This is a genomic window from Hydrogenophaga sp. UC242_50 (assembly GCF_042697355.1).
Lineage (GTDB): Bacteria > Pseudomonadota > Gammaproteobacteria > Burkholderiales > Burkholderiaceae_C > Hydrogenophaga.
On sequence record NZ_CP170553.1, the window covers coordinates 2,101,949 to 2,123,226 of the forward strand.

Consider the following 21,278-nt stretch of genomic DNA (forward strand, 5'->3'; position numbering starts at 1 on the left):
CCTCGGTGCCCAACCCATTTTTCATTCATGACCCAAGCCCAAACCCCCCCCACCGCCGAGACCGGTGCGCCTGCGGCGCACGACGACAACCAGCTCATCGCCGAACGCCGCGAGAAGCTCAAGGCGCTGCGCGAGGCGCAGAAACAGGGCCAGGGGGTGGCGTTTCCCAACGACTTCAAACCCGCCGACAAGGCTGCCGACCTGTTCGCCCGCTATGGCGAGACCACCAAGGAAGCGCTGGAAGCCGAGCCGGTGCGCGCCAGCGTGGCCGGGCGCATGATGCTCAAGCGCGTGATGGGCAAGGCCAGCTTCGCCACGCTGCAGGACGCGTCCTTCGGCCCCTCGGGCGGCCGCATCCAGATCTACCTGAACAACGACGGCGTGGGCGAGGCGCAGCACAGCGCCTTCAAGCACTGGGACCTGGGCGACATCATCGCGGTCGAGGGCGTGCTCATGCGCACGCGCACCGGCGAACTCACCATCCAGGCCGACCGCATCCGCCTGATCACCAAGAGCCTGCGCCCGCTGCCCGACAAGTTCCACGGCATCGCCGACCAGGAAATCAAGTACCGCCAGCGCTACGTGGACCTGATGACCGACGAAACCGCCCGCAAGCGTTTCGTCGCGCGCAGCCAGGCCCTGGCGAGCATCCGCGACTTCATGGTGAGCCACGGCTTCCTCGAGGTGGAAACGCCCATGCTGCACCCGATCCCGGGCGGTGCCAACGCCAAGCCGTTCAAGACCCACCACAACGCGCTGGACCAGGAGATGTTCCTGCGCATCGCGCCCGAGCTCTACCTCAAGCGCCTGCTGGTGGGCGGTTTCGACCGTGTGTTCGAGATCAACCGCAACTTCCGCAACGAAGGCATCAGCGTCCGCCACAACCCCGAGTTCACCATGATGGAGTTCTACGCGGCGTACTGGAACTACCAGGACCTGATGGACTTCAACGAGGAACTCATTCGCCACGTGGTGCGCCGGGTGCGCGGTGACGAGCCGCTGACCTACCAGGGCCAGCCGGTGGACATCCTGTCGCCCTTCGAACGCCTGACGATCCGCGAAGCCATCGTCAAGTACACCGAGGCGGGCGACAGCGTGGACGATGCCGCCTGGCTGCTCGCGCAGCTCAAGAAGCTCGGCCTGAGCGAGGAGAAGCACCAGCTCTCCAGCCGCAGCCTGCCGAGCCTGCAGGTGCTGTACTTCGAAGAGAAGGTCGAAGACAAGCTCTGGAACCCGACCTTCATCATGGACCACCCGACCGAGATCTCGCCGCTGGCGCGCGCCAACGACGCGAACCCCGCGGTCACCGAGCGCTTCGAGCTCTACATCACCGGGCGCGAATTCGGCAACGCCTTCTCCGAGCTCAACGATGCGGAGGACCAGGCCGCGCGCTTCCAGGCGCAGGCCTCGGCCAAGGACGGGGGTGACGAGGAGGCCATGTTCTACGACGCGGACTACATCCGCGCGCTGGAGTACGGCATGCCGCCCGCCGGTGGTTGTGGCATCGGCATCGACCGCCTGATGATGCTGCTGACCGACAGCCCCAGCATCCGCGACGTGATCCTCTTCCCCGCGCTGCGCCGCGAGGGCTGATCAGAAGTTCAGTTTCAGGATCGCCTTGCGCGGGTCCTTGCGCAGGGCGTCCAGCGCCTGGCGCAGCCAGTCCAGGTGCGCCTGGGCGTCCTGCTGAAGTTCGGGCGTGGGATCGGGCAGCAGCGCCACGACGATCTTGAACTTCAGCGTGGTGCCCACGGGCAGTTGCACCGAAGGGCGCAGGCCGCCCGCGACGATGCTGGTGGCCGCGGCCAGGGCCTGCGCCTCGCGCACCGGCCCTTCCATCAACAGCGCCAGGGTGCTGTCGTCGACCCGGCTTGCCGTGTCCACGTCGCGCGCCACCGAGCGCAGCAGCGAGCCGGTGATCACCAGCGCGCGGTCGGCCACCTCGCGGCCGTGCTGCTCGGCAAACCAACCGTGGTTGTCCAGGCCGATCAGCAGCAGCGCGCTCTGGTGCCCGTAGCGCTGGGCCCGCACCACGCTGTCGTGCAGCCGCAGCATGAAGTTGTGCCGGTTCGTGAGGCCGGTGAGCGGTTCGGTCAGGGCCAGTGCGCGGGCGCGGGCCTGGGCCTCGTGCTGCAGGGACGAGCGTTGCAGCAGGCCGTAGATCAGCAAGGGCGCCTCGAGGGCGGCGGCGATCACCATGCCGTACTGCGACAGGAAACCCGATGAGATCAGGCCGAAGTTGCGCATCACCGGCAGCGCCCCGGCCAGCAGCACCGGCAGCATGCCCAGCGCGATCCAGCGCACCCAGCGGTCCCCCGTGCGCCAGGCCGCCCAGAGCATGGCGTAGACCAACGCGAGCGTGGCCGCGGACGCGGCCGTCACGGCCTGCAGGCTGCCATGGGTGGGGTACAGCGTGTCCCACAGAATCAGGCCCGCCAGAACCGCAGGCAGCGCCAGGGCGGAACGGTCCAGCCAGCGACCGATGCGCCTGGGTTGAACCACCTGCCGCACAAACAGCAGACCGAACACCGCCGCCATCGGCATCAGCACGAATTCGGCCAATCCGTTCCACTGCGCCGAGTTCGGCCAGAGGAACTGGCCGGCCACACCCAGCGACGCGGCCATCGCGCAGCCCGAGGACTGTGATGTAGATGGCATAGGCGGCAAAGCTGGTGTCCCGGAACACCAGCGCATTGGCCGACCGCGGTCGCGGTGAGCAGCAACGCCATGCCGAAGTAGGCGCCCAGCAGAAACTGCTGGTGGATGCGCAGCTCGCGCAAGGTGTGGTGGTCGTGAATCTGCAGCGTGCCGGAGAACGGCACGCGAGCGTGTTCGATGCGCACCCAGTAGGTCACTACAGCGTCGGTGCGGGGGTCGAGCGAGAACACCGGGTAGCGGTCGGGAAAGGCCCAGTGGCTCACCGCGAGGCGGTCGCCAGCGTGTTGCGCTTTCCATTCGCCATTGGACAGCCGGTGGTAGAGGCTGATGCGGTCGGTGCCCGAGCGCGCCAGTTCCAGCTCCCAGCGCGAATGGTCGTCGCGGGCCTGGGCATCGAAGCGAATCCACAGCGCGCCGCCGTCCGGAAGGAGGAGGCGGTGTTCGGCGCTGCGCACCGCAAACGGCAGTTGGTCCTGTTGGGCTTCCACCTCCTGCACCGTCAGCTGGCCGCCGGTATCCACCCAGTACAGGCTGCGCTGGGCCAGGGGCACGCTGGGTTGTGTGCCGTCGAGCACCACAGGCGGCAGCTCGGCGGCCACTCCGCGCAGGACAGGAAAAAGGGAGAAGAAGGCCAGCGCCAGCCAGGCGGCCAGCCTGCGAGCGCGACGGATCCCGGGCGTCGCGCCCTTCCACAAAACGTCAGACATCCCCCGATTGTGTCGCCTGTGACATTGGCCGGGCGTGACGCAGGTCCGGCGACGGGCACCGTTCGTAAAAAGAAGCCCCGGGGTCGCGAAACCGCCGGGGCCGTGGTGGCAATGGGGGTCGTGGATCAGGCGTAAGCGGCCAGCGCCTTGCGCATCTTCTTCATGGCCGCCACCTCGATCTGGCGCACGCGTTCGGCGCTCACGCCGTACTCGGCCGCCAGTTCGTGCAGCGTCATGCCGCCCGAACCGTCGTCGTTCACCTTGAGCCAGCGCTCGCTCACGATGCGGCGCGAGCGTTCGTCGAGTTCGCTCATGGCGCGCGCCACGCCTTCGGTGCGCAGCGCATCGCGCTGGGCCGATTCGAGCACCGCGGTGGGTTCGTGGGTGGCGTCCGCAAGGTAAGCGATGGGGCCGAAGCTGTCTTCGCCGTCGTCGCCCGGGGCCGGGTCCAGCACCACGTCGCCGCCGGAGAGGCGCGTTTCCATTTCGCGCACTTCTTCGGGTTTCACGTTGAGTTCGCGGGCCATCACGCCCACTTCGCTGTCGGACAGCACCTCGCGGTGGGTGTCGCCATCGACCGCATCGGCACGGAAGCCCTGCTTGCGCGAGCGCAGGTTGAAGAACAGCTTGCGCTGGGCCTTGGTGGTGGCCAGCTTGACCATGCGCCAGTTCTTCAGGATGTATTCGTGGATCTCGGCCTTGATCCAGTGCATGGCGTAGCTCACCAGGCGCACGCCTTGGTCGGGGTCGAAGCGCTTGACGGCCTTCATCAGGCCGACATTGCCTTCCTGGATCAGGTCGCCATGGGGCAGGCCGTAGCCCAGGTACTGGCGCGAGATCGACACCACCAGGCGCAGGTGGGACATCACCAGCTGGCCGGCGGCGTCCAGGTCGTTGTCGTCGCGCAGGCGGCGGGCGGCCTGCTGCTCCTGCTCCAGCGTGAGCAGCGGCAGGCGGTTGACCGCGGAAATGTAGGCGTCCAGGTTGCCCAGGGGCGGCACGAGCGCCCACGGATTCGCCACGGCGATCGAGCCGGTGGTGGCGGTGGCAACAGGAGCAAGCGTGTGGGACATGTGAACCCTCCTCAGGTGTCTGCTAAGAATATTAGCACTCTCTAGGAGCGAGTGCTAAAGCAGAAGTTCCTTGCCCTTGGCCGGGTGCGGTTTTGCATTCACTGCCATTCAGTTCGTAAAAAGGTATTCATTTTTGGAGGTTGCGCCACGGCGACTGCAGGCCTTGGCCCGTGCACCGACAATCGGTCCATGCCCATTGCCATCAATTCCGACGAAGTGCTCACCCCGCCCGTGGCCGCTGCCACCGTGATGGTGGTGCGCGACGGGCCCGCTGGCCTGGAGGTGCTGCTCGTGCGCCGGCACGGCAATTCGGGCGTGCTCGGTGGCGTGCATGTCTTCCCGGGTGGCAAGCTGGACGCGGCCGACCGGCAGACCGACCCAGCGGCGCTGGACCGCCCCGCCACCACCTGCCTCGCTGGGCTGGGCGAACTCGGCCTGGATGTGGACACGGCCCTGGGCCTGCACGTGGCGGCGTTGCGCGAGACCTTCGAGGAATGCGGCCTGCTGCTGGGCCAGGCGAACGGCGCCAGGCACGTGCAGCCCGTGCGCGAGCAGACGGCCACCGGCATCGCGTTCGCTGCCGCCCTGCAGGCCCAGGGCCTGCCCATCCCCACGGCGTGTGTGCTGCCGTGGTCGCGCTGGGTCACGCCGCGCGTGCCTTCGGTGACCAACAAGCGCTTCGACACACGCTTCTTCGTGGCCGTGGCACCCGATGACCAGACGGTGGAGCACTGCGCCCACGAAGCGACGGAAGCCGTGTGGCTCTCGCCGCGCACTGGCCTGGAGCGCTACTGGGCCGGCGAGATCGACCTGGCGCCGCCGCAGATCATGAGCCTGAGCGAGCTCAGCCGCCTGGCCGACGTGGCGCAGGTGCTGGCCACGGCGCGCAGCCGCCCGCCCTCGCTGATCGAGCCCGAGCCGTTCGACGAGGACGGCCGGCGCGTGATCTGTTATCCCGGCGACCCGAGGCACAGCATCGCCACCCGGGTCTGGCCCGGCCCGACGCGCCTGCTGCACCGCAACCAGCGCTTCGAGCCCGAGAACGGCCTGGCCGCGCTGCTGGGCTGAACGGCAGGAACTCGCCTCCCTGAAAACCATCGAAATGGCTTGAGCCACCGAACAGGAGCTGTCCATGCGTTTGCGCTTGTGGTGTTTGATCGGTGCGGCCTTCCTGAGCGCGTGCGCCGGCTACGGACCGACGGCCGACATGGCCGGCCAGAACCGCGACCAGGTCGTGGCGCGGATGGGTCCGCCGGAAACCACGCGCCAGATCGACGGGGGCACCCGGCTGGAATATCCCCGTGGCCCTTATGGCTTGCACACCTGGTTCGTGGACCTCGATGCCTCGGGCCGCGTGGTCCGCTCGGAGCAGGTGCTGACCGAGGCACGTTTCACCCAGATCAACCCCGGCATGAGCGCCGACGAGGTTCGCGCCAGGCTGGGGCGCCCGGGCGAGGTGCAAGGGCTGGGGCGGGAGCGGGGCATGGTCTGGAGCTACCGCTTCGTGAACCCGTTCTGCCGCTGGTTCCAGGTCGAGATCTCCCTGGAGAACGTGGTGCGCTCAGCGGGTTATGGCGAGCCGCCGGAGTGCGTCCGACGGGAGCCGGTGTTCAATCGTTGACCGTGCCGAAACGATAGACCGTGGTGGCGCGGTAAGGCCGGCCGGGCGCCACGGTGTTCTGCGGCAGCGCCGGGCAGTTGGGGGCGTTGGGAAAATGCTGGGGCTCCAGGCAGACGGCCGAGCGGGGCCGGTGCCGCACGCCCCACTTGCCGAGGTCGGGGCGCTCCGCCACCCCGAGCTGGCCGGCGGTGTACACCTGCAGCAGCGGTTCGGTGGTCCACACGGCCAGGGTGCGGCCGCTGGTGTCGCTGCGCAGTTGCGCGCACGGGCGTGCGGCGGATGTGGGCAGGGGTTCCAGCACGTAGCTCAGGTCGATGTCGGGCAAATCACCCAGCACCTGAGCCGTGCGCAGGTCCTGCGGGTGGCCGTCGAGCGAGACCTGGGGCCCCGTGGCGATGCCGTCGGCCCCGGTGCGCCAGCACCTCGCGCGAGCCGGGCACCTGCAGCACGTGGCCGTCGATGCGCTGGCCCTGGCCCACACCGTCGAGGTTGAAGTAGATGTGGCTGGTGAAGCTCGCGGGGCCGGGTGCGTCGAGCGCGGTGGCCGTGTGTTCGAGCACCAGCGCGTTGTCGTCGTCGAGCCGGTAGGTCAGCTGCAGGTCCAGGGTGCCAGGGAAACCGTCTTCGGCGGTGAGAAAACGGTGGTGCAGCTGCAGGGTCTGGGCGTCGGTCTGCGTGGCGTCGAACACGCGGTGGCGCGAGCCGCGCGGCCCGCCGTGGATGCAGTGCGCGCCCGCGTTGGGCGTGAGGTGGTGCTCGTGCCCATCGAGGGTGAAGCGCGCGCCGCCGATGCGCCCGGCGTAGCGGCCCACGAAAGCGCCCATGGAGGGTGAGCCGGTGATCACGTCGGCCAGCTGGTCGTAGCCCAGCGCCACGTCGTCCAGCGCGCCCGAGCGGTCGGGCACGACGATCTGCAGCACCTTGGCCCCGAGGTTGGTGATCGCCACCACCATGCCCGCGCGCGTTGCGCAGGAAGAAGAGGGCGGTGGGCTGGCCGTCCACTTCGCCTTGGAAGCGCGCCGGGTCGAGCAGATAAGGGAATGCGGCAGGGTTCATCGGCCCTATTGTGGGCCGAGCGCGTGAATCAGCTCGCCCAGGCGCTCGCGCTCGGCGGGCTGCAGGTCGGTGAGCGGCGCGCGCACCGGGCCGGCGCCGCGGCCCACGATCTGAGCGCCGGCTTTCACGATGCTCACCGCGTAGCCAGCGCCCTTGTTGCGGATGTCGAGGTAGGGCATGAAGAAGGACTTCAGCAGGCGGTGCTGCGTGGCGTGGTCGTCGCGGCGCACCGCCTCGTAGAAGGCCATCGCCGTCTTCGGGATGAAGTTGAACACCGCCGACGAGTACACCGGGGTGCCCAGCGCCTTGTAGGCCGCCGCGTACACCTCGGCCGTGGGCAGGCCGCCCAGGTAGGAGAAACGATCGCCCATCTTCAGGTAGATCGACATCATGAGCTCGATGTCCCCGATGCCGTCCTTGAAGCCGATCAGGTTGGGGCAGCGCCCGGCCAGGATGGCGAGCGAGTCGGGCGTGAGCTTGCAGACGTTGCGGTTGTAGACGATCACGCCGAAGTCCACGCTCTTGCAGACCTGCTCCACGTGGGCGATCAGGCCGGCCTGGCTGGCTTCGGTGAGGTAGTGCGGCAACAGCAGCACGCCGTGCGCGCCCAGGCGCTCGGCCTCCTGCGCGTGCGCGATGGCGGTGCGGGTGGGCCCGCCCGCGCCCGCGATGATGGGCACCTTGCCGCGGCAGGTGGTCACCGCGGTGCCCACCACCTCGCTGTACTCGGCGCCCGAGAGCGAGAAGTACTCGCCGGTGCCACCCGCGGCGAACAGCGCGCTGGCCCCATAGGGCGCGAGCCACTCCAGGCGCTCGGCATAGCCTCGGGCGTTGAAGTCGCCCTGCGCATCGAAGTCGGTCAAGGGGAAGGACAGCAGGCCGCTGCCGACGATGGATTGGAGTTCCTGGGGGTTCACGGGGCAGCTCAGTCCAGTTTGATGTTGGCCTCGGCGACGACCGCGCCCCAGCGCTTGCGTTCGGCGTCGAAGAAGCGGTCCTGCTCGGCCGACTGCATGGTCACCACCTCGGCGCCCTGGCCGGTCAGGCGGGCGCGCACGTCGGGGCTGCGGATGGCCTTGATCAGCTCGGCGTTCAGGCGCGCGATGAGCGCGGCCGGTGTGCCGTTGGCCACCAGCACGCCCTGCCAGGTGCCGGACTCGAAGTCCTTGACGCCCTGTTCGGCCAGCGTCGGCACCTCGCCCACCAGCGGCATGCGCGTCTTCTTGGAGATGCCCAGCACCTTGAGCCGGCCGCTCTGCACGTGCGGCAGCGTGGCCAGCATCCCGTTCATGATGACCTGGGTCTGGCCGGCCACCGTGTCGGTCACGGCCTGCGAGCCGCCCTTGTAGGGCACATAGGTCCACTTGGCGCCGGTGGCGCGCTCCACGGCCACGCCGGCCACGTGCGGCGCGCTGCCCACGGCCGTCACCGCGAAGTTCAGGTCGGTGGTCTTGGACAGGGCCACCAGTTCCTTGAGGTTGTTGGCCTTGACGGAGGGGTGCACGGCCAGCATGTGCGGCGAGTACGCCAGCATGGTCACGCCGCGCAGGTCCTTGCTCGGGTCGAACGAGAGCTTGGTGTAGACCGCCGGGCTGATGGCCAGCGCGCCCACGTCGCACAGCAGCACGGTGTGGCCGTCGGGCGCGGATTTCGCCACCAGATCGGCCCCCAGGTTGCCGTTGGCGCCAGGCCGGTTCTCCACGATCACCGGCTGCCCCAGGCTGTCGGACAGCGGCTGGCTGATGGCGCGCGCGATGATGTCCGAGGAGCCGCCCGGCGGGTAGGGCACGATGATCTTCAGCGGCTTGTTCGGAAAGCCCTGCGCGTGCGCGGCGGGCAGGCCGGTCACGGCGAGCGCGGCGGACGAGGCGAGCAGCTGTCGGCGGTTGATGGACATGGTGATCTCTCCTTGAAGGGGTTTACTTCACGAGGCCGGGCAGCCAGAGCGAGAACGCGGGCACGTAGGTGACCAGCATCAGGCAGATGCCCAGCGCGCCGTAGAACGGTGCGATGGTGCGCATCACCTGGCCGACCGAGATGCCGCCGATGGCGCAGCCCACGAACTGCACCGAACCCACGGGCGGGGTGTTGAGACCGAGCGCGCAGTTGATCAGCATCACGATGCCGAACTGCGTCGGGTCCATGCCGAACTGCATCGCGATCGGCATGAAGATCGGCGTGCAGATCAGGATGGTGGCCGCCATGTCCAGGAAGGTGCCGAGCACGAACAGCAGCAGGTTGATCATGAGGAAGATCACCCAGGGCTTGTCCGACACCGACTTCATGAGTTCGCCGGTGAGCTGCGGCACTTCGTAGAGCGCCATGAAGTAGCCGAAGGCGGCCGAGATGCCGATCAGCAGCAGCACCACGCCGGTGGTCTTGCAGGCCTTGGCGCAGGCTTTCAGGAAGTTGTGCCAGGACAGCGTGCGATACACCAGCACGGTGATCGCCAATGCCCAGGCCACCGCGATGGAGGCCGACTCGGTGGCGGTGAACGCGCCCGAGAGAATGCCGGCGAGGATGATCACGATCACCAGCAGGCCCGGCAGCGCGGCGCCGAAGGCGCGCAGCACCTCGCCCCAGCCGGGGAACTTGCCGTGCGTGGGGTAACCGCGCTTGACGGCCACGTAGTAGGCCGCGCCCAGGTTGCAGATCGTGAGGATCAGCGCCGGGATCAGGCCGGCCAGGATCAGGCTGAGCACGCTCACCGAGGCGATGCCCGAGGCTGCGCAGCGTGAAGATGATCATGTTGTGCGAGGTCGGCATGATGGCGCCGACCAGCGAGGCGTGGGTGGTGACGTTGACCGCGTAGTCCGCGTCGTAGCCCTCCTTCTTCATCAGCGGGATCATCACCGAGCCGATGGCCGAGACGTCGGCCAGCGGCGAGCCGGCCACGCCGCCGAACAGCGTGCAGCCCACCACGTTGCTCATGCCCAGGCCGCCGCGCACGTGGCCCACCAGGCTGTTGGCGAAGCGCACGATGCGGTCGGCGATGCCGCCGTACAGCATCAGCTCACCGGCGAACACGAAGAAGGGGATCGCCAGGAAGCTGAACACCTGCATGCCGCCGACCATCTTCTGGAACACCACCGCCACCGGCAGGCCGGCCACGAGGATGGTGGCGACCGAGGACAGGCCGATGGCGAAGGCCACCGGCACGCCGAGGATCAGGAACAGGGTGAAGCTCAACCCCAGGACAGTCAGTTCCATGCGGGCTCCACGAGGGTGCCGCGGATCAGCGCGACGATGTGTTCGATCGAGAACAGCACGATGAGCGCGCCGGCGATCACGATGGGCAGGTAGTCGATGCCGTCGGGCACCGGCAGCATGGGTTTCTTCTCGCCCCACTTGGCGGTCATCCACAGCCAGCCGCTCTGCACCATGAGCGCGCCGAAGACCGCCACCAGGGCGTGGATCACGTACTCGATGCGGCGCTGCCAGCGCAGGGGCAGCAGGCTCACCAGCGATTCCAGGCCGATGTGGCCCGCGTCGCGCACGCCCACGGCCAGGCCGAAGGCGGTGACGAAGAGCACCAGCAGCATCGCCAGGGCCTCGGCCCAGGTGGGCGTGTCGTTGAAGACGTAGCGGCCGATCACCTGCCACTGCACGCACAGGACGACCGCGATCAGCCCGGCCACGGCCAGCATCAGGCACAGCTTGGACAAGCCGGCACACAATTTGGTGAACATGGGAAACCTTGCTCCCCCGCCCGCCGGAGCGGACGAGGGCTGGAGGAGAGGGATGGAAAAAGAGGACGCCGTTTACTTGGTGTCCTGGATCGCCTTGACCAGGCGCTTCATGTCCGGCGTGGTCATGAACTTCTCGTACACCGGGCCCATCACGGCCTGGAAGGACTTCTTGTCGACCTCGACGATCTCGGCGCCGGCGGCCTTCACGTTGGCGAGCGACTTGGCTTCCTGCTCGTCCCACTTCTGGCGCTCGAACGCGACCGACTCCTTGGCGGCGGCGCGGATCATGTCCTGCTCGGCCTTGGGCAGCTTGTCGTAGACCACCTTGGACATCACCAGGATCTCGGGCGCCATCGAGTGCTCGGTCTTGGAATAGATCTTCACGGCCTCGACGTGCTTGGCGGTGTCGAACGAGGGGATGTTGTTCTCGGCGGCGTCGATCAGGCCGGTCTTCAGGCCGGTGTAGACCTCGCCATACGGCATGGGCGTGGCGTTGGCGCCCATGGCGCTGACCAGCGCGACCCACAGGTCGGACTGCTGCACGCGGATCTTCAGGCCCTTGGCATCGGCCACGGTCTTGATCGGCTTCTTGGCGTAGATGGAGCGCGCGCCGCTGTCGTAGAAGGCCAGGCCGATGAAGCCGGCCGACTCGCAGCTCTTGAGGATCTCGTCGCCCACCGGGCCGTCCAGCGACTTGCGCATGTGCGCGATGGAGCTGAACAGGAAGGGCATGGTCGGCACCTGGGTCAGCGGGCAGATGGCGTTCATCGGGCCCACGTTGACGCGCGTGAAGTCCAGCGCGCCGATCTTCACCTGGTCGATCGTTTCCTTCTCGCTGCCCAGTGCCTGCTTGTTGAAGACCTTGATCTTGTGCTTGCCGCCGCTCTTCTTCTCCAGCAGCTCGCTCATGTGTTTCACGGCGGCCACGGTGGGGTAGTCGTCGGCGTTGTGCGTGTCGGCCGAGCGGAACTCGGTGGCCTGGGCCGCGAGGGCGGCACAGGCGGCCACGATGGTCAGGAGGGGTTTGATGTTCATGTCGTCCTCAGCGCTTTCGGTTGGGTGGTTGAAAACAGGGGCTTGGGCCTGGGGGCCTCTTGTGGGAATGCAGGGCTCAGAAAATCGTGCAGGTGGGTTCGGGCAGCCCGCGCACGCCGGGGCGCAGCGCGAACACGCCGCCCGCCAGCGGTTGGTCGGACAGGTCGCCACCGGGCCGGATGGAGGTGACGAACAAGGTGTCGAGCCCGCTGCCGCCGAAGGCGCACATGGCGGGCTTCTTCACCGGCACGGCGAGCGATCGGTCGAGCCGGCCGTCGGGCGTGAAGCGGTGCACCAGGCCGGCGTCGTTGCCGCAGATCCAGTAGCCGCCGTCTTCGTCCACCGCCGCGCCATCGGGCCGGCCGGGCAGGGCCTTCATGTCGACCCAGGCGCGCGGGTGGTGCGGCGTGCCGCTGTCGGTGTCGTACTCGTAGGCCCAGATGGTCTGCACGCTGGGGTGCGAGTCCGAGAGGTACATGGTCTTGCCATCGGGGCTGAAGGCCATGCCGTTGGGCGTGATGAAACCGCCCTGCAGCGCGCGCAGCGCGGCGCCGTCGAAGGCGTACAGGCTGCCCGCGGGCGCGGCCAGCGACATGTCCATCACCATGGTGCCGGCGCGCAGCCGGCCCTGGCGGTCGCAGCGGCCGTCGTTGAAGCGCATGCCGCCCTGCGGGTGCCGCACGCGGGCGCGCGCTTCCTGGGTGAGCGTGCCGTCGTCCTGCGGCGTGAGCACCGCCACGCCGGTTTCCATGGCGGCCACCCAGCGGCCGTGCGGCGTCGCTTCGCTGCCGGCGGCCAACGCCATGCAACCGGCCATCTCGGGCGTGGCCCACTGGCGCGATTGCCCGGTGGCCGCGTTCCAGCACCAGAGCGCGCGGCCGGGAATGTCCAGCCAGAACAGGGATTGGCGCTGCGCGTCCCACACCGGGCTCTCGCCCACGCCGTTGCGCGCGTCGAGCACCAGTTCGGCCTGCGTGGTCATGGTGGGCGTGCCGTTCAGAACGGGCCGGCCTTGACGAAGCCACCGCCCTGGTAGATCGCGGCGGGGTCGTTCAGGTCGGGTGCGCTGGTGCGCGCGAAGACGGCCTCGCGGAACACGTCCGAGGTGTCCCGGGGCACGTAGCCCACGTGGCGCGCGCGGCTGTTGTCCCACCAGGTCACGGCGTTGTCGGACATGCCGAACACGATGCTGTGGCCCAGCACCGGCGTGCTCAGGCAGGCGCTGATGAGGCGGTGCAGGTCGTCGAAGCTCAGCCAGGTGGCGAGCATGCGGCGGTCCCTGGGCTCGGCGAACGAGGAGCCGATGCGCACGCAGGCGGTCTCGATGCCGTGGCGGTCGTAGTACAGGCGCGCCAAGTCCTCGCCGAAAGCCTTGCTCAGGCCGTAGAAGCCGTCGGGCCGGGCCGGGTGGTCGGCGTGGATGGTCTCGCTTTGCTTGTAGAAGCCGGTCACGTGGTTGGAGCTGGCGAACACGATGCGCTTGACACCGTGCCGCCGCGCGGCCTCGTACAGGTGGTACGCGCCCAGGATGTTGGCCTGCAGGATGGCGGCGAAGGGCGCCTCCACCGAGATGCCGCCCATGTGCACGATGGCGTCGCAGCCGCTCACCATGGCGTCGACCTCTTCCGCGTTGGCCAGGTCGGCCAGCGCGATTTCCTCGCCGGCCTGTGCCGAGCCCAGGTCGGCGCGGTCCGAGAGGCGCAGCACTTCGCAATTGCGCTTGAGGCGATTGCGCAGGGCGGTGCCCAGGCCGCCGGCGGCGCCGGTGAGCAGCAGGCGGTGGTGGGTTTTGAGAATGACGTCCATGGTGTGTGCGGTCTTGTCTCGAAGGGCTTGGACTTTCGCGAGGGGTTTGCTACAGTCCGTCCATCTTGTTGTCTGTTGTCGGTTGTCAGACAACTTGGGCGAATTGTGTGAACGCCACAATGGCGTGTCAAGGAAAAAACAATGCTCCCCGTGAAAACCCTAGGAGACGAGGCGATGCCGATGGCAGCGCCGCCACCGCGCCCCCGCCGGCAGCGCGGCCTGGTGCCCGAAATCGTCGATACGCTGACGGCCGATGTGCGCGAAGGCCGCCTTCAGACGGGCGACAAGCTGCCCACCGAATCCGAGCTGATGGCCCGTTTCGCGGTCAGCCGCACCGTGGTGCGCGAGGCCATCTCGCGCCTGCAGGCCTCGGGCCAGGTGGAGACGCGCCACGGCATCGGCACCTTCGTGATGGCGCCGCCCGAGCAAAGCAACTTCCGCGTCGCGCCGGAGGACTTCGCCACCGTGGCCGACGTCATCTCGCTGCTGGAGCTGCGCATCAGCCTGGAGAGCGAGGCCGCGAGCCTGGCCGCGCAGCGCCGCGACGACGGCCACTTGCACAACATGGCCGCCGCGCTCGCGGCCTTCGAGGCCTCCATCGACGACGTCTCCGACGCCGTGCCCTCGGACTTCCAGTTCCACATGGAAGTGGCGCGCGCCACCGGCAACCGCCACTTCGCCGACCTCATGACCTACCTGGGCACGATGATCATTCCGCGCACCCGCCTCAACACCGCCAGCAGCGCGCCCGAAGGCCGCCTGGCCTACCTGCGGCGCGTGCACGGCGAGCACCAGAGCATCTACAACGCGATCCGCCTGCGCGAGCCCGAGGCCGCTCGCCAGGCCATGCGCCTGCACCTCTCCAACAGCCGCGAACGCCTGCGCCGCGCCCAACCCGACAGCCCGGCATGACGGACCGCCTCGGCGGCGCGGCCTTCTTCAGCCGGCCACGCAACGTGGTGCTGCTCGCCACCCTGTGCTGCCTGCTCTGGGGCAGCGCCTACCCGGCCATCAAGAGCGGCTATGCGCTGCTGGCCATCGGCCGCGACGACACGGCCTCGCAACTCGTGTTCGCGGGCTGGCGCTTCCTGCTCGCCGGCGTGCTGCTGCTCGGCATCGCGCGCGCCATCGGGCGGCCGGTGTTCGCGTTGCCGCGCGCCAGCATCGGGCGCATCGCCTTGCTCGGCCTGGCGCAGACCTCGCTGCAATACGTGTTCTTCTACGTCGGCCTGGCCCACACCACCGGCGTCAAGGCGTCCATCCTCAACGCCACCGGCACCTTCTTCAGCGTGCTCCTGGCGCACTTCATCTACCACAACGACCGGCTGGACCACCGCAAGGCACTGGGCTGTCTGGTGGGCTTCGCGGGCGTGATGGCGGTGAACCTGCGGAGCGGCGGCCAGGGGCTGGACGCGGGTTTCACGCTGCTGGGCGAGGGCTTCATCGTCATCGCGGCCTTCGTGCTCTCGGCCGCGAGCATCTACGGCAAGCGCCTGTCGCAGCGGATCGACGCCATGGTCATGACCGGCTACCAGCTGGCCATCGGCGGCCTGGCGCTGCTGCTGGCGGGCCACGCCTTCGGCGGCGCACTGCACGGCATGTCGCTTGCGCCGGCCGTGCTGCTGCTCTACATGGCCGTGCTCTCGGCGGTGGCCTTCGCGCTGTGGGCCGCGCTGCTGAAATACAACCGCGTCGGCATGGTCTCGGTGTTCAACTTCCTCATTCCGGTGTTCGGCGCGCTGCTCTCCGCGCTGTTCCTGGGCGAGCAGATCCTGGCCTGGCGCAATGCCGTGGCCCTGCTGCTGGTGTGCGGCGGCATCTGGCTCGTCACCACCGACCGGCGCCCACCGGCCAGCGCCACCACCCCGGCGGGTTGACCGCCGCGCCAGCGGCGCTACAGTGCCCTTTCGCCAACGCGGCGCCGGGTGGTCTGGTGCCGCACCAGCCAAAGGGGTTGTCATGACGTGGTTGATCATCGGCCTGGTGTTGTTCCTGGGTGTGCACTCGGTGTCCATCGTTTCGCCGCAAGGCCGCGACGCGCTGGCCGGGCGCATGGGCGAAGGCGGCTACAAGGGCGCGTACGCGCTGGTCTCCTTCGTCGGCCTGGCGCTGATCGTCTGGGGCTACGGCCTCGCGCGCCAGGCCCCGGTGCTGCTCTACACGCCGCCCACCGGCCTGCGCCACCTGGCGCTGCTGCTGATGTTGCCGGTGTTCGTGCTGCTGTTCGCGGCCTACCTGCCCGGGCGCATCCAGCGCGCGGCGAAACACCCCATGCTGCTGGCCGTGAAGTGCTGGGCGCTGGCCCACCTGCTCGCCAATGGCACGCTGGCCGATGTGCTGCTGTTCGGCGGTTTTCTGGCCTGGGCCGTGGCCGACCGCATCTCGGTCAAGCGCCGCGCGGCGGCCGGCCTGTTGCGCAGCCCGCCCGCGCTGCCCGGCAGCACGGCCAACGACGCGATCGCCCTGGTCGGCGGGTTGGCGGTCTACCTCCTCTTCGTGTTCTGGGCCCACGCCTGGCTGTTCGGCGTGCGCCCCATGGGCGGCTGACGGGGAACCCTGAGCGGTTCGCGCGCACCAACCGCCTTGCCGCCTCTTTTTCCGCCATCCCTTCCACACCACCATGACCCGTCCCTTCACCGCCCCCCTGCTGCCCCTGTGCGCCCTCCTGGGCACGCTGCTTGCCCCTGCCGCGCATGCACAAGCGCCCGCTGTCACCACCGAAGTCGTCGCGCGCGGCCTGCACAACCCCTGGGCGGTGGCCTTCATCGGCGAGGGCCGCATGCTGGTGACCGAGCGGCCCGGCCGCATGCGCGTGATCGGCACCGACGGCCGCGTGGGTGAGCCCCTGAAGGGCGTGCCCGACGTGGACGCGGTGGGGCAGGGCGGCCTGCTCGATCTGGTGACCGACCGCGACTTCGCGCGCAACCGCACGGTGCACTTCTGCTACGCCGAGCCCGGCGCGATGGGCATGCGCAACTCCACCGCGCTGGCCTCGGCGCGCCTCTCGGCCGATGCCCGGTCGCTGGAGAACGTGAAAGTCATCTTCAGCCAGCAACCCAAGGTGAGCAGCCGGCTGCACTTCGGTTGCCGCATCGCGCAGGCCGAGGATGGCAGCCTGTTCCTGGCCCTTGGTGACCGTTTCCAGCGCATGGCCGATGCGCAGACGCTGGACAACCACCATGGCAAGGTGGTGCGCGTGCGCCCCGATGGCCGCGCGCACCCCGACAACCCCTTCATCGGCCGCGCCGGCGCCCTGCCCGAGATCTGGAGCCTGGGCCACCGCAACGTGCAGGGCGCGGCGATCGGCCCCGATGGCCGCCTCTGGACCATCGAACACGGCCCGCAGGGCGGCGACGAACTCAACCGCACCGACGCCGGCAAGAACTACGGCTGGCCCGTCATCACCTACGGCGAGAACTACGGCGGCGGTCAGATCGGCGACGGCCTCACCAGCAAGGACGGTCTGGAGCAGCCACTGCTGTACTGGAAACCTTCCATCGCGCCCTCGGGCATGGCCTTCGTGAAAGGCGGCCCCTATGGCAAGGACTGGCAGGGCAACCTGCTGGTGGGCTCGCTCAAGTTCCAGTACCTCGTGCGCCTCGTGATGGACGGCGACCGCGTGGCGCGCGAAGAAAAACTGCTGCCCCAACTGGCCCAGCGCGTGCGCGACGTGCGCCAGGGCCCGGACGGCTTCATCTACCTCCTCACCGACGACCGCGACGGCCAGCTGTTGCGGCTCAAGCCCGGAAGCTGACACCATGAACCCCACGCCCCGACCGGTTGCCCCACAGCGTTCTTCCGACCCACGGCCCAACCGCGCGGGGCTCGCGCGCCACTACGCATCGGTGCGCGAACGCAGCCGCGCGCTCGCCGCGCCGCTCTCGCCCGAGGACTGCCAGGCCCAGTCCATGCCCGATGCCAGCCCGACCAAATGGCACCTCGCGCACGTCACGTGGTTCTTCGAGACCTTCGTGCTCGAACGCTTCGAGCAGGGCTTCAAGCCGTTCGACCCCGCGTTCCGCGTGCTCTTCAACAGCTACTACCAAGGCGTCGGCGAACCCTTCTCGCGACCGCAGCGCGGCCTGCTCACGCGGCCCGACCTCGCCACCGTGTGGCAGTGGCGCGAGCAGGTGGACGCGCGCATCGCCCACGTCATCGAACACACCGACAGCGCGGACGCGCTGCGCCTAATCGAACTCGGCCTGCACCACGAGCAGCAGCACCAGGAACTGCTGCTCACCGACGTGAAGCACCTGCTGTCCATCAACCCCTTGCGCCCGGTCTACCAGCGCCACTGGCCGCTGGTGTCCGTGACCACGGTGGCGCCGCGCTGGGTCGAGCAAGCCGGTGGCCTGGTCGAGATCGGCCACGCGGGCGAGGGCTTCGCATTCGACAACGAGCTGCCGCGCCATCGCCAGTGGCTGGAGCCTTACGCCCTCATGAACCGGCAGGTGACGCACGGCGAGTGGTGGGCCTTCGTGCAGGACGGTGGCTACACCGAGCCGCGCTGGTGGCTCGCCGCCGGCTGGGACTGGGTGCGGGCCCAGGGCCTGCGCGCGCCGCTGTACTGGACGCTGCCGTCGCAAGCCTCCGCGGCCTTGCCCACCGTGTTCACGCTGCATGGTGAAGCGCCGCTGGACCCGCACACCCCGGTCACGCACATCAGCCACTTCGAGGCCGACGCCTTCGCGCGCTGGGCCGTCGCCACGCACACCGAGTGGCAGGGCGCCCGCCTGCCCACCGAGGCCGAATGGGAGGCCGCGGCGGCCGGGCTGCCCGTGCAGGGCAACCTGCAGGAAGGCGGTGCGCTGCATCCCTTGCCCGCGCGCGCCGCCGGTGACGGCCTGCTGCAGATGTACGGCGACGTGTGGGAGTGGACCAGCAGCAGCTACAACGCCTACCCCGGCTACCAGCCCGCCGAAGGCGCGGTCGGCGAGTACAACGGCAAATTCATGATCAACCAGTACGTGCTGCGCGGCGGCTCGTGCGCCACGCCGGCGTCGCACCTGCGCGCCAGTTACCGCAATTTCTTCCCCACCGACGCGCGCTGGCAGTTCAGCGGCCTGCGGCTGGCGCGAAGCGCCTAGGAGACTTCCCATGCGATACATCGACCAGGCGCCGCACTTTGTCCAGCTGCACCACCCGCGCCCCGGCGCCACGCACCCGGAACTCATTGCCGGCCTGCTGGCGACACCGGCGCGCATCGCGCCCAAGTTCTTCTATGACGCATTGGGCTCGCGCCTGTTCGATGCCATCACCGAACTGCCCGAGTACTACCCCACCCGCACCGAGGCCGCCGTGTTCGCCGAGCATGGCGCCGACATGGCGCGCCACGTGCCCGAGGGCGCGGTGCTGGTCGATCTGGGCGCAGGCAGCTGCGCCAAGGCCGCGCGCCTGTTCCCCGTGCTGCAGCCCTCGGCCTATGTGCCGGTGGACATCTCGGTGGACTACCTGCGCGACACGCTCGCGGCCCTGCAGCAGCGCCACGCCGACCTGCCCATGCTCGGCCTGGGCATGGACTTCTCCACGCGCTTCGCGCTGGGCGCCGACGCCACCACCTGGCTGAGCGAACGCGCATTGGCGCAGCAGCCGCGCGTGGTGTTCTACCCCGGCTCCAGCATCGGCAACTTCCTGCCCGACGAGGCCCTGGCCCTGCTGTGCCAGGCGCACGCGGTGTGCGAAGCCGGCGGCACCGGCGGCGGCCTGCTGATCGGCGTGGACCGCGTCAAACCGCGCGCCGTGCTCGAACCTGCTTACGACGATGCGCTGGGCGTGACCGCGGCCTTCAACCGCAACCTGCTGCGGCACGTGAACCGCCTGCTCGCCGCCGACTTCGCGCCCGCCGCGTGGCAGCACGTGGGGCTGTACAACGCGGACGAATCGCGCATCGAGATGCACCTGCAATCCATCGGCGCGCAGACCGTGCGCTGGCCCGGCGGCGAGCGCCGCTTCGCCGATGGCGAGCGCCTGCACACCGAGAATTCGTACAAGTGGATACCCGAGGATTTCGAGACGCTGCTGCGCGAAGCCGGCTTCGGCGCGCCCCGGCACTGGACGGACGCCAATGGGTGGTTCAGTGTGTTCTGGGCGCCGGCCTGATCCGTTCGCCTCGGTTTCGGTGAGGCCGGTGGCTGCCGCACAATGGCGGCATGACCACTCCCATCTCCTCATCCCCCCGCGCAGAACCCCGCCTCACCAGCCTCTCGCACGGTGGTGGCTGCGGCTGCAAGATCGCGCCCGGCGTGCTCAGCGACATCCTCAAGGGCACCAGCGCGATGCCCATCCCCAAGGAACTGCTGGTCGGCATCGAGACCGCCGACGACGCGGCGGTCTACCAGCTCAACGATGAGCAGGCGCTGATCGCCACCACCGATTTCTTCATGCCCATCGTCGACGACCCCTTCGACTTCGGGCGCATCGCCGCCACCAACGCCATCAGCGACGTGTACGCCATGGGCGGCACGCCCATCATGGCGCTGGCGCTGGTGGGCATGCCGATCAACGTGCTCTCCACCGAGACCATCGGCCGGATCCTGGCGGGCGCCAGAGCGTGTGCCAGGCCGCCGGCATCCCGATCGCGGGTGCGCACACCATCGATTCCGTCGAGCCCATCTACGGACTGGTCGCGCTGGGCCTGGTGCACCCGAAACGCGTCAAGCGCAACGCCGACGCGCGCGTGGGCGACCGCCTGGTGCTGGGCAAACCGCTGGGCGTGGGCGTGCTGTCGGCCGCGCTCAAGAAGGATGCGCTGCCGGCCGTGGGCTACGCGCAGATGATCGAGCACACCACCAAGCTCAACACCGCCGGCCCCGACCTCGCCGCGCTGGAGGGCGTGCACGCGCTGACCGATGTGACGGGCTTCGGCCTGGCCGGCCATGCGCTGGAGATGGCGCGCGGCTCGGCCACCACGGTGCGCGTGGACATGGCCCGCGTGCCGCTGATCGAAGGCGTGCGCGGCCTGGCCTCGGCCGGCATGGTCACGGGGGCCTCGGGGCGCAACTGGGCCGCCTACGGCCATGAGGTGCGGCTGGGTGCCGGCCTGCAGCCGGTGGACCAGGCGCTGCTGAGCGACCCGCAGACCAGCGGCGGCCTGCTCGTGGCCTGCGCGCCCGAGGCCGTGGCCGACGTGCTGGCCGTGTTTCACCGCCACGGCTTCGGCGCGGCGGCCGAGATCGGCGAGGTCGTGGCGTCGAGCGCCGACGGCGCGCGCCTGCGGGTGGATTGAATGAACAAGGGACCTCACACCATGCAACGACAGCACATCAGCTCCGGTTCGCCCTTCGAGGAACAGATCGGCTACTCGCGCGCCGTGGTCGCGGGCGATTGGGTCTTCGTCTCGGGCACCACGGGTTTCGACTACACCACCATGGGCATCTCGGACGACGTGGTGCAGCAGGCCGAGCAGTGTTTCCTGAACATTCAGGCCGCGTTGCAGCAGGCCGGGGCGAGCCTGGACGACGTGGTGCGTGTCAACTACGTGCTGCCCGACGCCTCGCTGTTCGAGGCCTGCTGGCCGGTGCTGCGCAAGCACCTGGGCCGGGCACGGCCCGCGGCGATGATGGTGTCGGCCGGCCTGCTGGACCCGCGCATGAAGATCGAGGTCGAGGTCACGGCCCTCAAGGCGCACTGAACA

General features: G+C 69.0%; 21 protein-coding genes and 2 pseudogenes. 11 read left to right on the top strand and 12 right to left on the bottom strand.

Going from position 1 to position 21,278, the window contains the following annotated elements; translation table 11 throughout:
- The first annotated feature begins 27 nt into the window (after positions 1–27).
- Entirely contained in the window at positions 28–1,593 is a 1,566-nt protein-coding gene (gene lysS, locus ACFJGX_RS10730; protein ID WP_382321441.1) for a lysine--tRNA ligase, read from the top strand.
- On the opposite strand, the gene ACFJGX_RS10735 is transcribed toward lysS, so the two are convergent.
- From ACFJGX_RS10735 to rpoH, 3 genes are all read right to left on the bottom strand, one after another.
- On the bottom strand, positions 1,594–2,625 hold the full coding sequence (locus ACFJGX_RS10735; RefSeq protein WP_382321439.1) for a 7TM diverse intracellular signaling domain-containing protein: 1,032 nt from the start codon (positions 2,623–2,625) through the stop codon (positions 1,594–1,596). It abuts the gene before it with no gap.
- A complete protein-coding gene (locus ACFJGX_RS10740; RefSeq protein ID WP_382328361.1) occupies positions 2,544–3,365 on the bottom strand; it encodes a 7TM-DISM domain-containing protein in 822 nt (273 codons plus the stop codon). The genes ACFJGX_RS10735 and ACFJGX_RS10740 overlap by 82 nt, the downstream gene beginning before the upstream one ends.
- 125 nt (positions 3,366–3,490) lie before the next feature.
- Positions 3,491–4,438 (bottom strand): RNA polymerase sigma factor RpoH, encoded by a 948-nt coding sequence (gene rpoH, locus ACFJGX_RS10745; protein WP_382328363.1) that lies wholly within the window; start codon positions 4,436–4,438, stop codon positions 3,491–3,493.
- Between the two features lie 189 nt (positions 4,439–4,627).
- On the opposite strand from rpoH, the gene ACFJGX_RS10750 reads away from it, so the two are divergent.
- Together ACFJGX_RS10750 and ACFJGX_RS10755 are read left to right on the top strand one after the other, a co-directional pair.
- Positions 4,628–5,506 (top strand): NUDIX hydrolase, encoded by an 879-nt coding sequence (locus ACFJGX_RS10750; protein WP_382321435.1) that lies wholly within the window; start codon positions 4,628–4,630, stop codon positions 5,504–5,506.
- Positions 5,507–5,570: 64 nt separating this feature from the next.
- Positions 5,571–6,059 carry a hypothetical protein gene (locus ACFJGX_RS10755; protein ID WP_382321433.1) on the top strand — a complete coding sequence of 163 codons (489 nt, stop codon included), beginning with the start codon at positions 5,571–5,573 and terminating at the stop codon, positions 6,057–6,059.
- Here the strand turns inward: ACFJGX_RS10755 and ACFJGX_RS10760 are convergent.
- From ACFJGX_RS10760 to ACFJGX_RS10800, 9 genes and pseudogenes are all read right to left on the bottom strand, one after another.
- Entirely contained in the window at positions 6,049–6,456 is a 408-nt protein-coding gene (locus tag ACFJGX_RS10760) for a hypothetical protein (RefSeq protein WP_382328667.1), read from the bottom strand. The two genes, ACFJGX_RS10755 and ACFJGX_RS10760, sit on opposite strands and share 11 nt — an antisense overlap.
- The gene (locus tag ACFJGX_RS10765; RefSeq protein WP_382328365.1) at positions 6,386–7,012 is read right to left on the bottom strand and encodes a hypothetical protein; all 627 of its coding nucleotides are present in this window, start codon (positions 7,010–7,012) and stop codon (positions 6,386–6,388) included. Before ACFJGX_RS10765 ends, ACFJGX_RS10760 begins: the two co-directional genes overlap by 71 nt.
- 108 nt (positions 7,013–7,120) lie before the next feature.
- On the bottom strand, positions 7,121–8,032 hold the full coding sequence (gene kdgD, locus ACFJGX_RS10770) for a 5-dehydro-4-deoxyglucarate dehydratase (protein WP_382321429.1): 912 nt from the start codon (positions 8,030–8,032) through the stop codon (positions 7,121–7,123).
- Between the two features lie 8 nt (positions 8,033–8,040).
- Positions 8,041–9,012 (bottom strand): Bug family tripartite tricarboxylate transporter substrate binding protein, encoded by a 972-nt coding sequence (locus ACFJGX_RS10775; protein ID WP_382321427.1) that lies wholly within the window; start codon positions 9,010–9,012, stop codon positions 8,041–8,043.
- Between the two features lie 22 nt (positions 9,013–9,034).
- A pseudogene (locus tag ACFJGX_RS10780) lies at positions 9,035–10,325 on the bottom strand (TRAP transporter large permease).
- Positions 10,316–10,804: a TRAP transporter small permease gene (locus ACFJGX_RS10785; RefSeq protein ID WP_382321425.1), complete on the bottom strand. Its 489-nt coding sequence runs from the start codon at positions 10,802–10,804 to the stop codon at positions 10,316–10,318. Before ACFJGX_RS10785 ends, ACFJGX_RS10780 begins: the two are co-directional and overlap by 10 nt.
- A gap of 72 nt (positions 10,805–10,876) precedes the next feature.
- Positions 10,877–11,839 (bottom strand): TRAP transporter substrate-binding protein, encoded by a 963-nt coding sequence (locus ACFJGX_RS10790; protein ID WP_382321422.1) that lies wholly within the window; start codon positions 11,837–11,839, stop codon positions 10,877–10,879.
- A gap of 76 nt (positions 11,840–11,915) precedes the next feature.
- Positions 11,916–12,821: an SMP-30/gluconolactonase/LRE family protein gene (locus ACFJGX_RS10795; RefSeq protein WP_382321419.1), complete on the bottom strand. Its 906-nt coding sequence runs from the start codon at positions 12,819–12,821 to the stop codon at positions 11,916–11,918.
- 14 nt (positions 12,822–12,835) lie between these two features.
- Positions 12,836–13,645, bottom strand: coding sequence for an NAD-dependent epimerase/dehydratase family protein (locus tag ACFJGX_RS10800; RefSeq protein WP_382321416.1), 810 nt, complete (start codon positions 13,643–13,645; stop codon positions 12,836–12,838).
- 141 nt (positions 13,646–13,786) lie between these two features.
- Here ACFJGX_RS10800 and ACFJGX_RS10805 point away from each other — a divergent pair, with 141 nt between their 5' ends.
- From ACFJGX_RS10805 to ACFJGX_RS10840, 8 genes and pseudogenes are all read left to right on the top strand, one after another.
- Positions 13,787–14,557: a FadR/GntR family transcriptional regulator gene (locus tag ACFJGX_RS10805; protein ID WP_382321414.1), complete on the top strand. Its 771-nt coding sequence runs from the start codon at positions 13,787–13,789 to the stop codon at positions 14,555–14,557.
- Positions 14,554–15,522, top strand: coding sequence for a DMT family transporter (locus ACFJGX_RS10810; protein ID WP_382321412.1), 969 nt, complete (start codon positions 14,554–14,556; stop codon positions 15,520–15,522). Before ACFJGX_RS10805 ends, ACFJGX_RS10810 begins: the two co-directional genes overlap by 4 nt.
- Positions 15,523–15,604: 82 nt before the next feature.
- Positions 15,605–16,192 (top strand): NnrU family protein, encoded by a 588-nt coding sequence (locus ACFJGX_RS10815; protein ID WP_382321410.1) that lies wholly within the window; start codon positions 15,605–15,607, stop codon positions 16,190–16,192.
- A gap of 73 nt (positions 16,193–16,265) precedes the next feature.
- Positions 16,266–17,399: a PQQ-dependent sugar dehydrogenase gene (locus ACFJGX_RS10820; RefSeq protein ID WP_382155238.1), complete on the top strand. Its 1,134-nt coding sequence runs from the start codon at positions 16,266–16,268 to the stop codon at positions 17,397–17,399.
- Positions 17,400–17,403: 4 nt separating this feature from the next.
- On the top strand, positions 17,404–18,732 hold the full coding sequence (egtB, locus tag ACFJGX_RS10825) for an ergothioneine biosynthesis protein EgtB (protein ID WP_382321408.1): 1,329 nt from the start codon (positions 17,404–17,406) through the stop codon (positions 18,730–18,732).
- A gap of 10 nt (positions 18,733–18,742) precedes the next feature.
- A complete protein-coding gene (gene egtD, locus ACFJGX_RS10830) occupies positions 18,743–19,744 on the top strand; it encodes an L-histidine N(alpha)-methyltransferase (RefSeq protein ID WP_382321406.1) in 1,002 nt (333 codons plus the stop codon).
- A gap of 50 nt (positions 19,745–19,794) precedes the next feature.
- A pseudogene (gene selD / locus ACFJGX_RS10835) lies at positions 19,795–20,870 on the top strand (selenide, water dikinase SelD).
- A 21-nt stretch (positions 20,871–20,891) separates the two neighbouring features.
- Positions 20,892–21,275, top strand: coding sequence for a RidA family protein (locus ACFJGX_RS10840; RefSeq protein ID WP_382321402.1), 384 nt, complete (start codon positions 20,892–20,894; stop codon positions 21,273–21,275).
- The last annotated feature ends 3 nt before the right edge of the window (positions 21,276–21,278 follow it).

Bases quoted from the DNA above. Each gene is read 5' to 3' on its own strand.
- lysS (WP_382321441.1), top strand. From the start codon at position 28: ATGACCCAAGCCCAAACCCCCCCCACCGCCGAGACCGGTGCGCCTGCG.
- ACFJGX_RS10735 (WP_382321439.1), bottom strand. From the start codon at position 2,625: ATGGCCGCGTCGCTGGGTGTGGCCGGCCAGTTCCTCTGGCCGAACTCG.
- ACFJGX_RS10740 (WP_382328361.1), bottom strand. From the start codon at position 3,365: ATGTCTGACGTTTTGTGGAAGGGCGCGACGCCCGGGATCCGTCGCGCT.
- rpoH (WP_382328363.1), bottom strand. From the start codon at position 4,438: ATGTCCCACACGCTTGCTCCTGTTGCCACCGCCACCACCGGCTCGATC.
- ACFJGX_RS10750 (WP_382321435.1), top strand. From the start codon at position 4,628: ATGCCCATTGCCATCAATTCCGACGAAGTGCTCACCCCGCCCGTGGCC.
- ACFJGX_RS10755 (WP_382321433.1), top strand. From the start codon at position 5,571: ATGCGTTTGCGCTTGTGGTGTTTGATCGGTGCGGCCTTCCTGAGCGCG.
- ACFJGX_RS10765 (WP_382328365.1), bottom strand. From the start codon at position 7,012: ATGGTGGTGGCGATCACCAACCTCGGGGCCAAGGTGCTGCAGATCGTC.
- ACFJGX_RS10775 (WP_382321427.1), bottom strand. From the start codon at position 9,012: ATGTCCATCAACCGCCGACAGCTGCTCGCCTCGTCCGCCGCGCTCGCC.
- ACFJGX_RS10785 (WP_382321425.1), bottom strand. From the start codon at position 10,804: ATGTTCACCAAATTGTGTGCCGGCTTGTCCAAGCTGTGCCTGATGCTG.
- ACFJGX_RS10790 (WP_382321422.1), bottom strand. From the start codon at position 11,839: ATGAACATCAAACCCCTCCTGACCATCGTGGCCGCCTGTGCCGCCCTC.
- ACFJGX_RS10795 (WP_382321419.1), bottom strand. From the start codon at position 12,821: ATGACCACGCAGGCCGAACTGGTGCTCGACGCGCGCAACGGCGTGGGC.
- ACFJGX_RS10800 (WP_382321416.1), bottom strand. From the start codon at position 13,645: ATGGACGTCATTCTCAAAACCCACCACCGCCTGCTGCTCACCGGCGCC.
- ACFJGX_RS10805 (WP_382321414.1), top strand. From the start codon at position 13,787: ATGCTCCCCGTGAAAACCCTAGGAGACGAGGCGATGCCGATGGCAGCG.
- ACFJGX_RS10810 (WP_382321412.1), top strand. From the start codon at position 14,554: ATGACGGACCGCCTCGGCGGCGCGGCCTTCTTCAGCCGGCCACGCAAC.
- ACFJGX_RS10815 (WP_382321410.1), top strand. From the start codon at position 15,605: ATGACGTGGTTGATCATCGGCCTGGTGTTGTTCCTGGGTGTGCACTCG.
- ACFJGX_RS10820 (WP_382155238.1), top strand. From the start codon at position 16,266: ATGACCCGTCCCTTCACCGCCCCCCTGCTGCCCCTGTGCGCCCTCCTG.
- egtB (WP_382321408.1), top strand. From the start codon at position 17,404: ATGAACCCCACGCCCCGACCGGTTGCCCCACAGCGTTCTTCCGACCCA.
- egtD (WP_382321406.1), top strand. From the start codon at position 18,743: ATGCGATACATCGACCAGGCGCCGCACTTTGTCCAGCTGCACCACCCG.
- ACFJGX_RS10840 (WP_382321402.1), top strand. From the start codon at position 20,892: ATGCAACGACAGCACATCAGCTCCGGTTCGCCCTTCGAGGAACAGATC.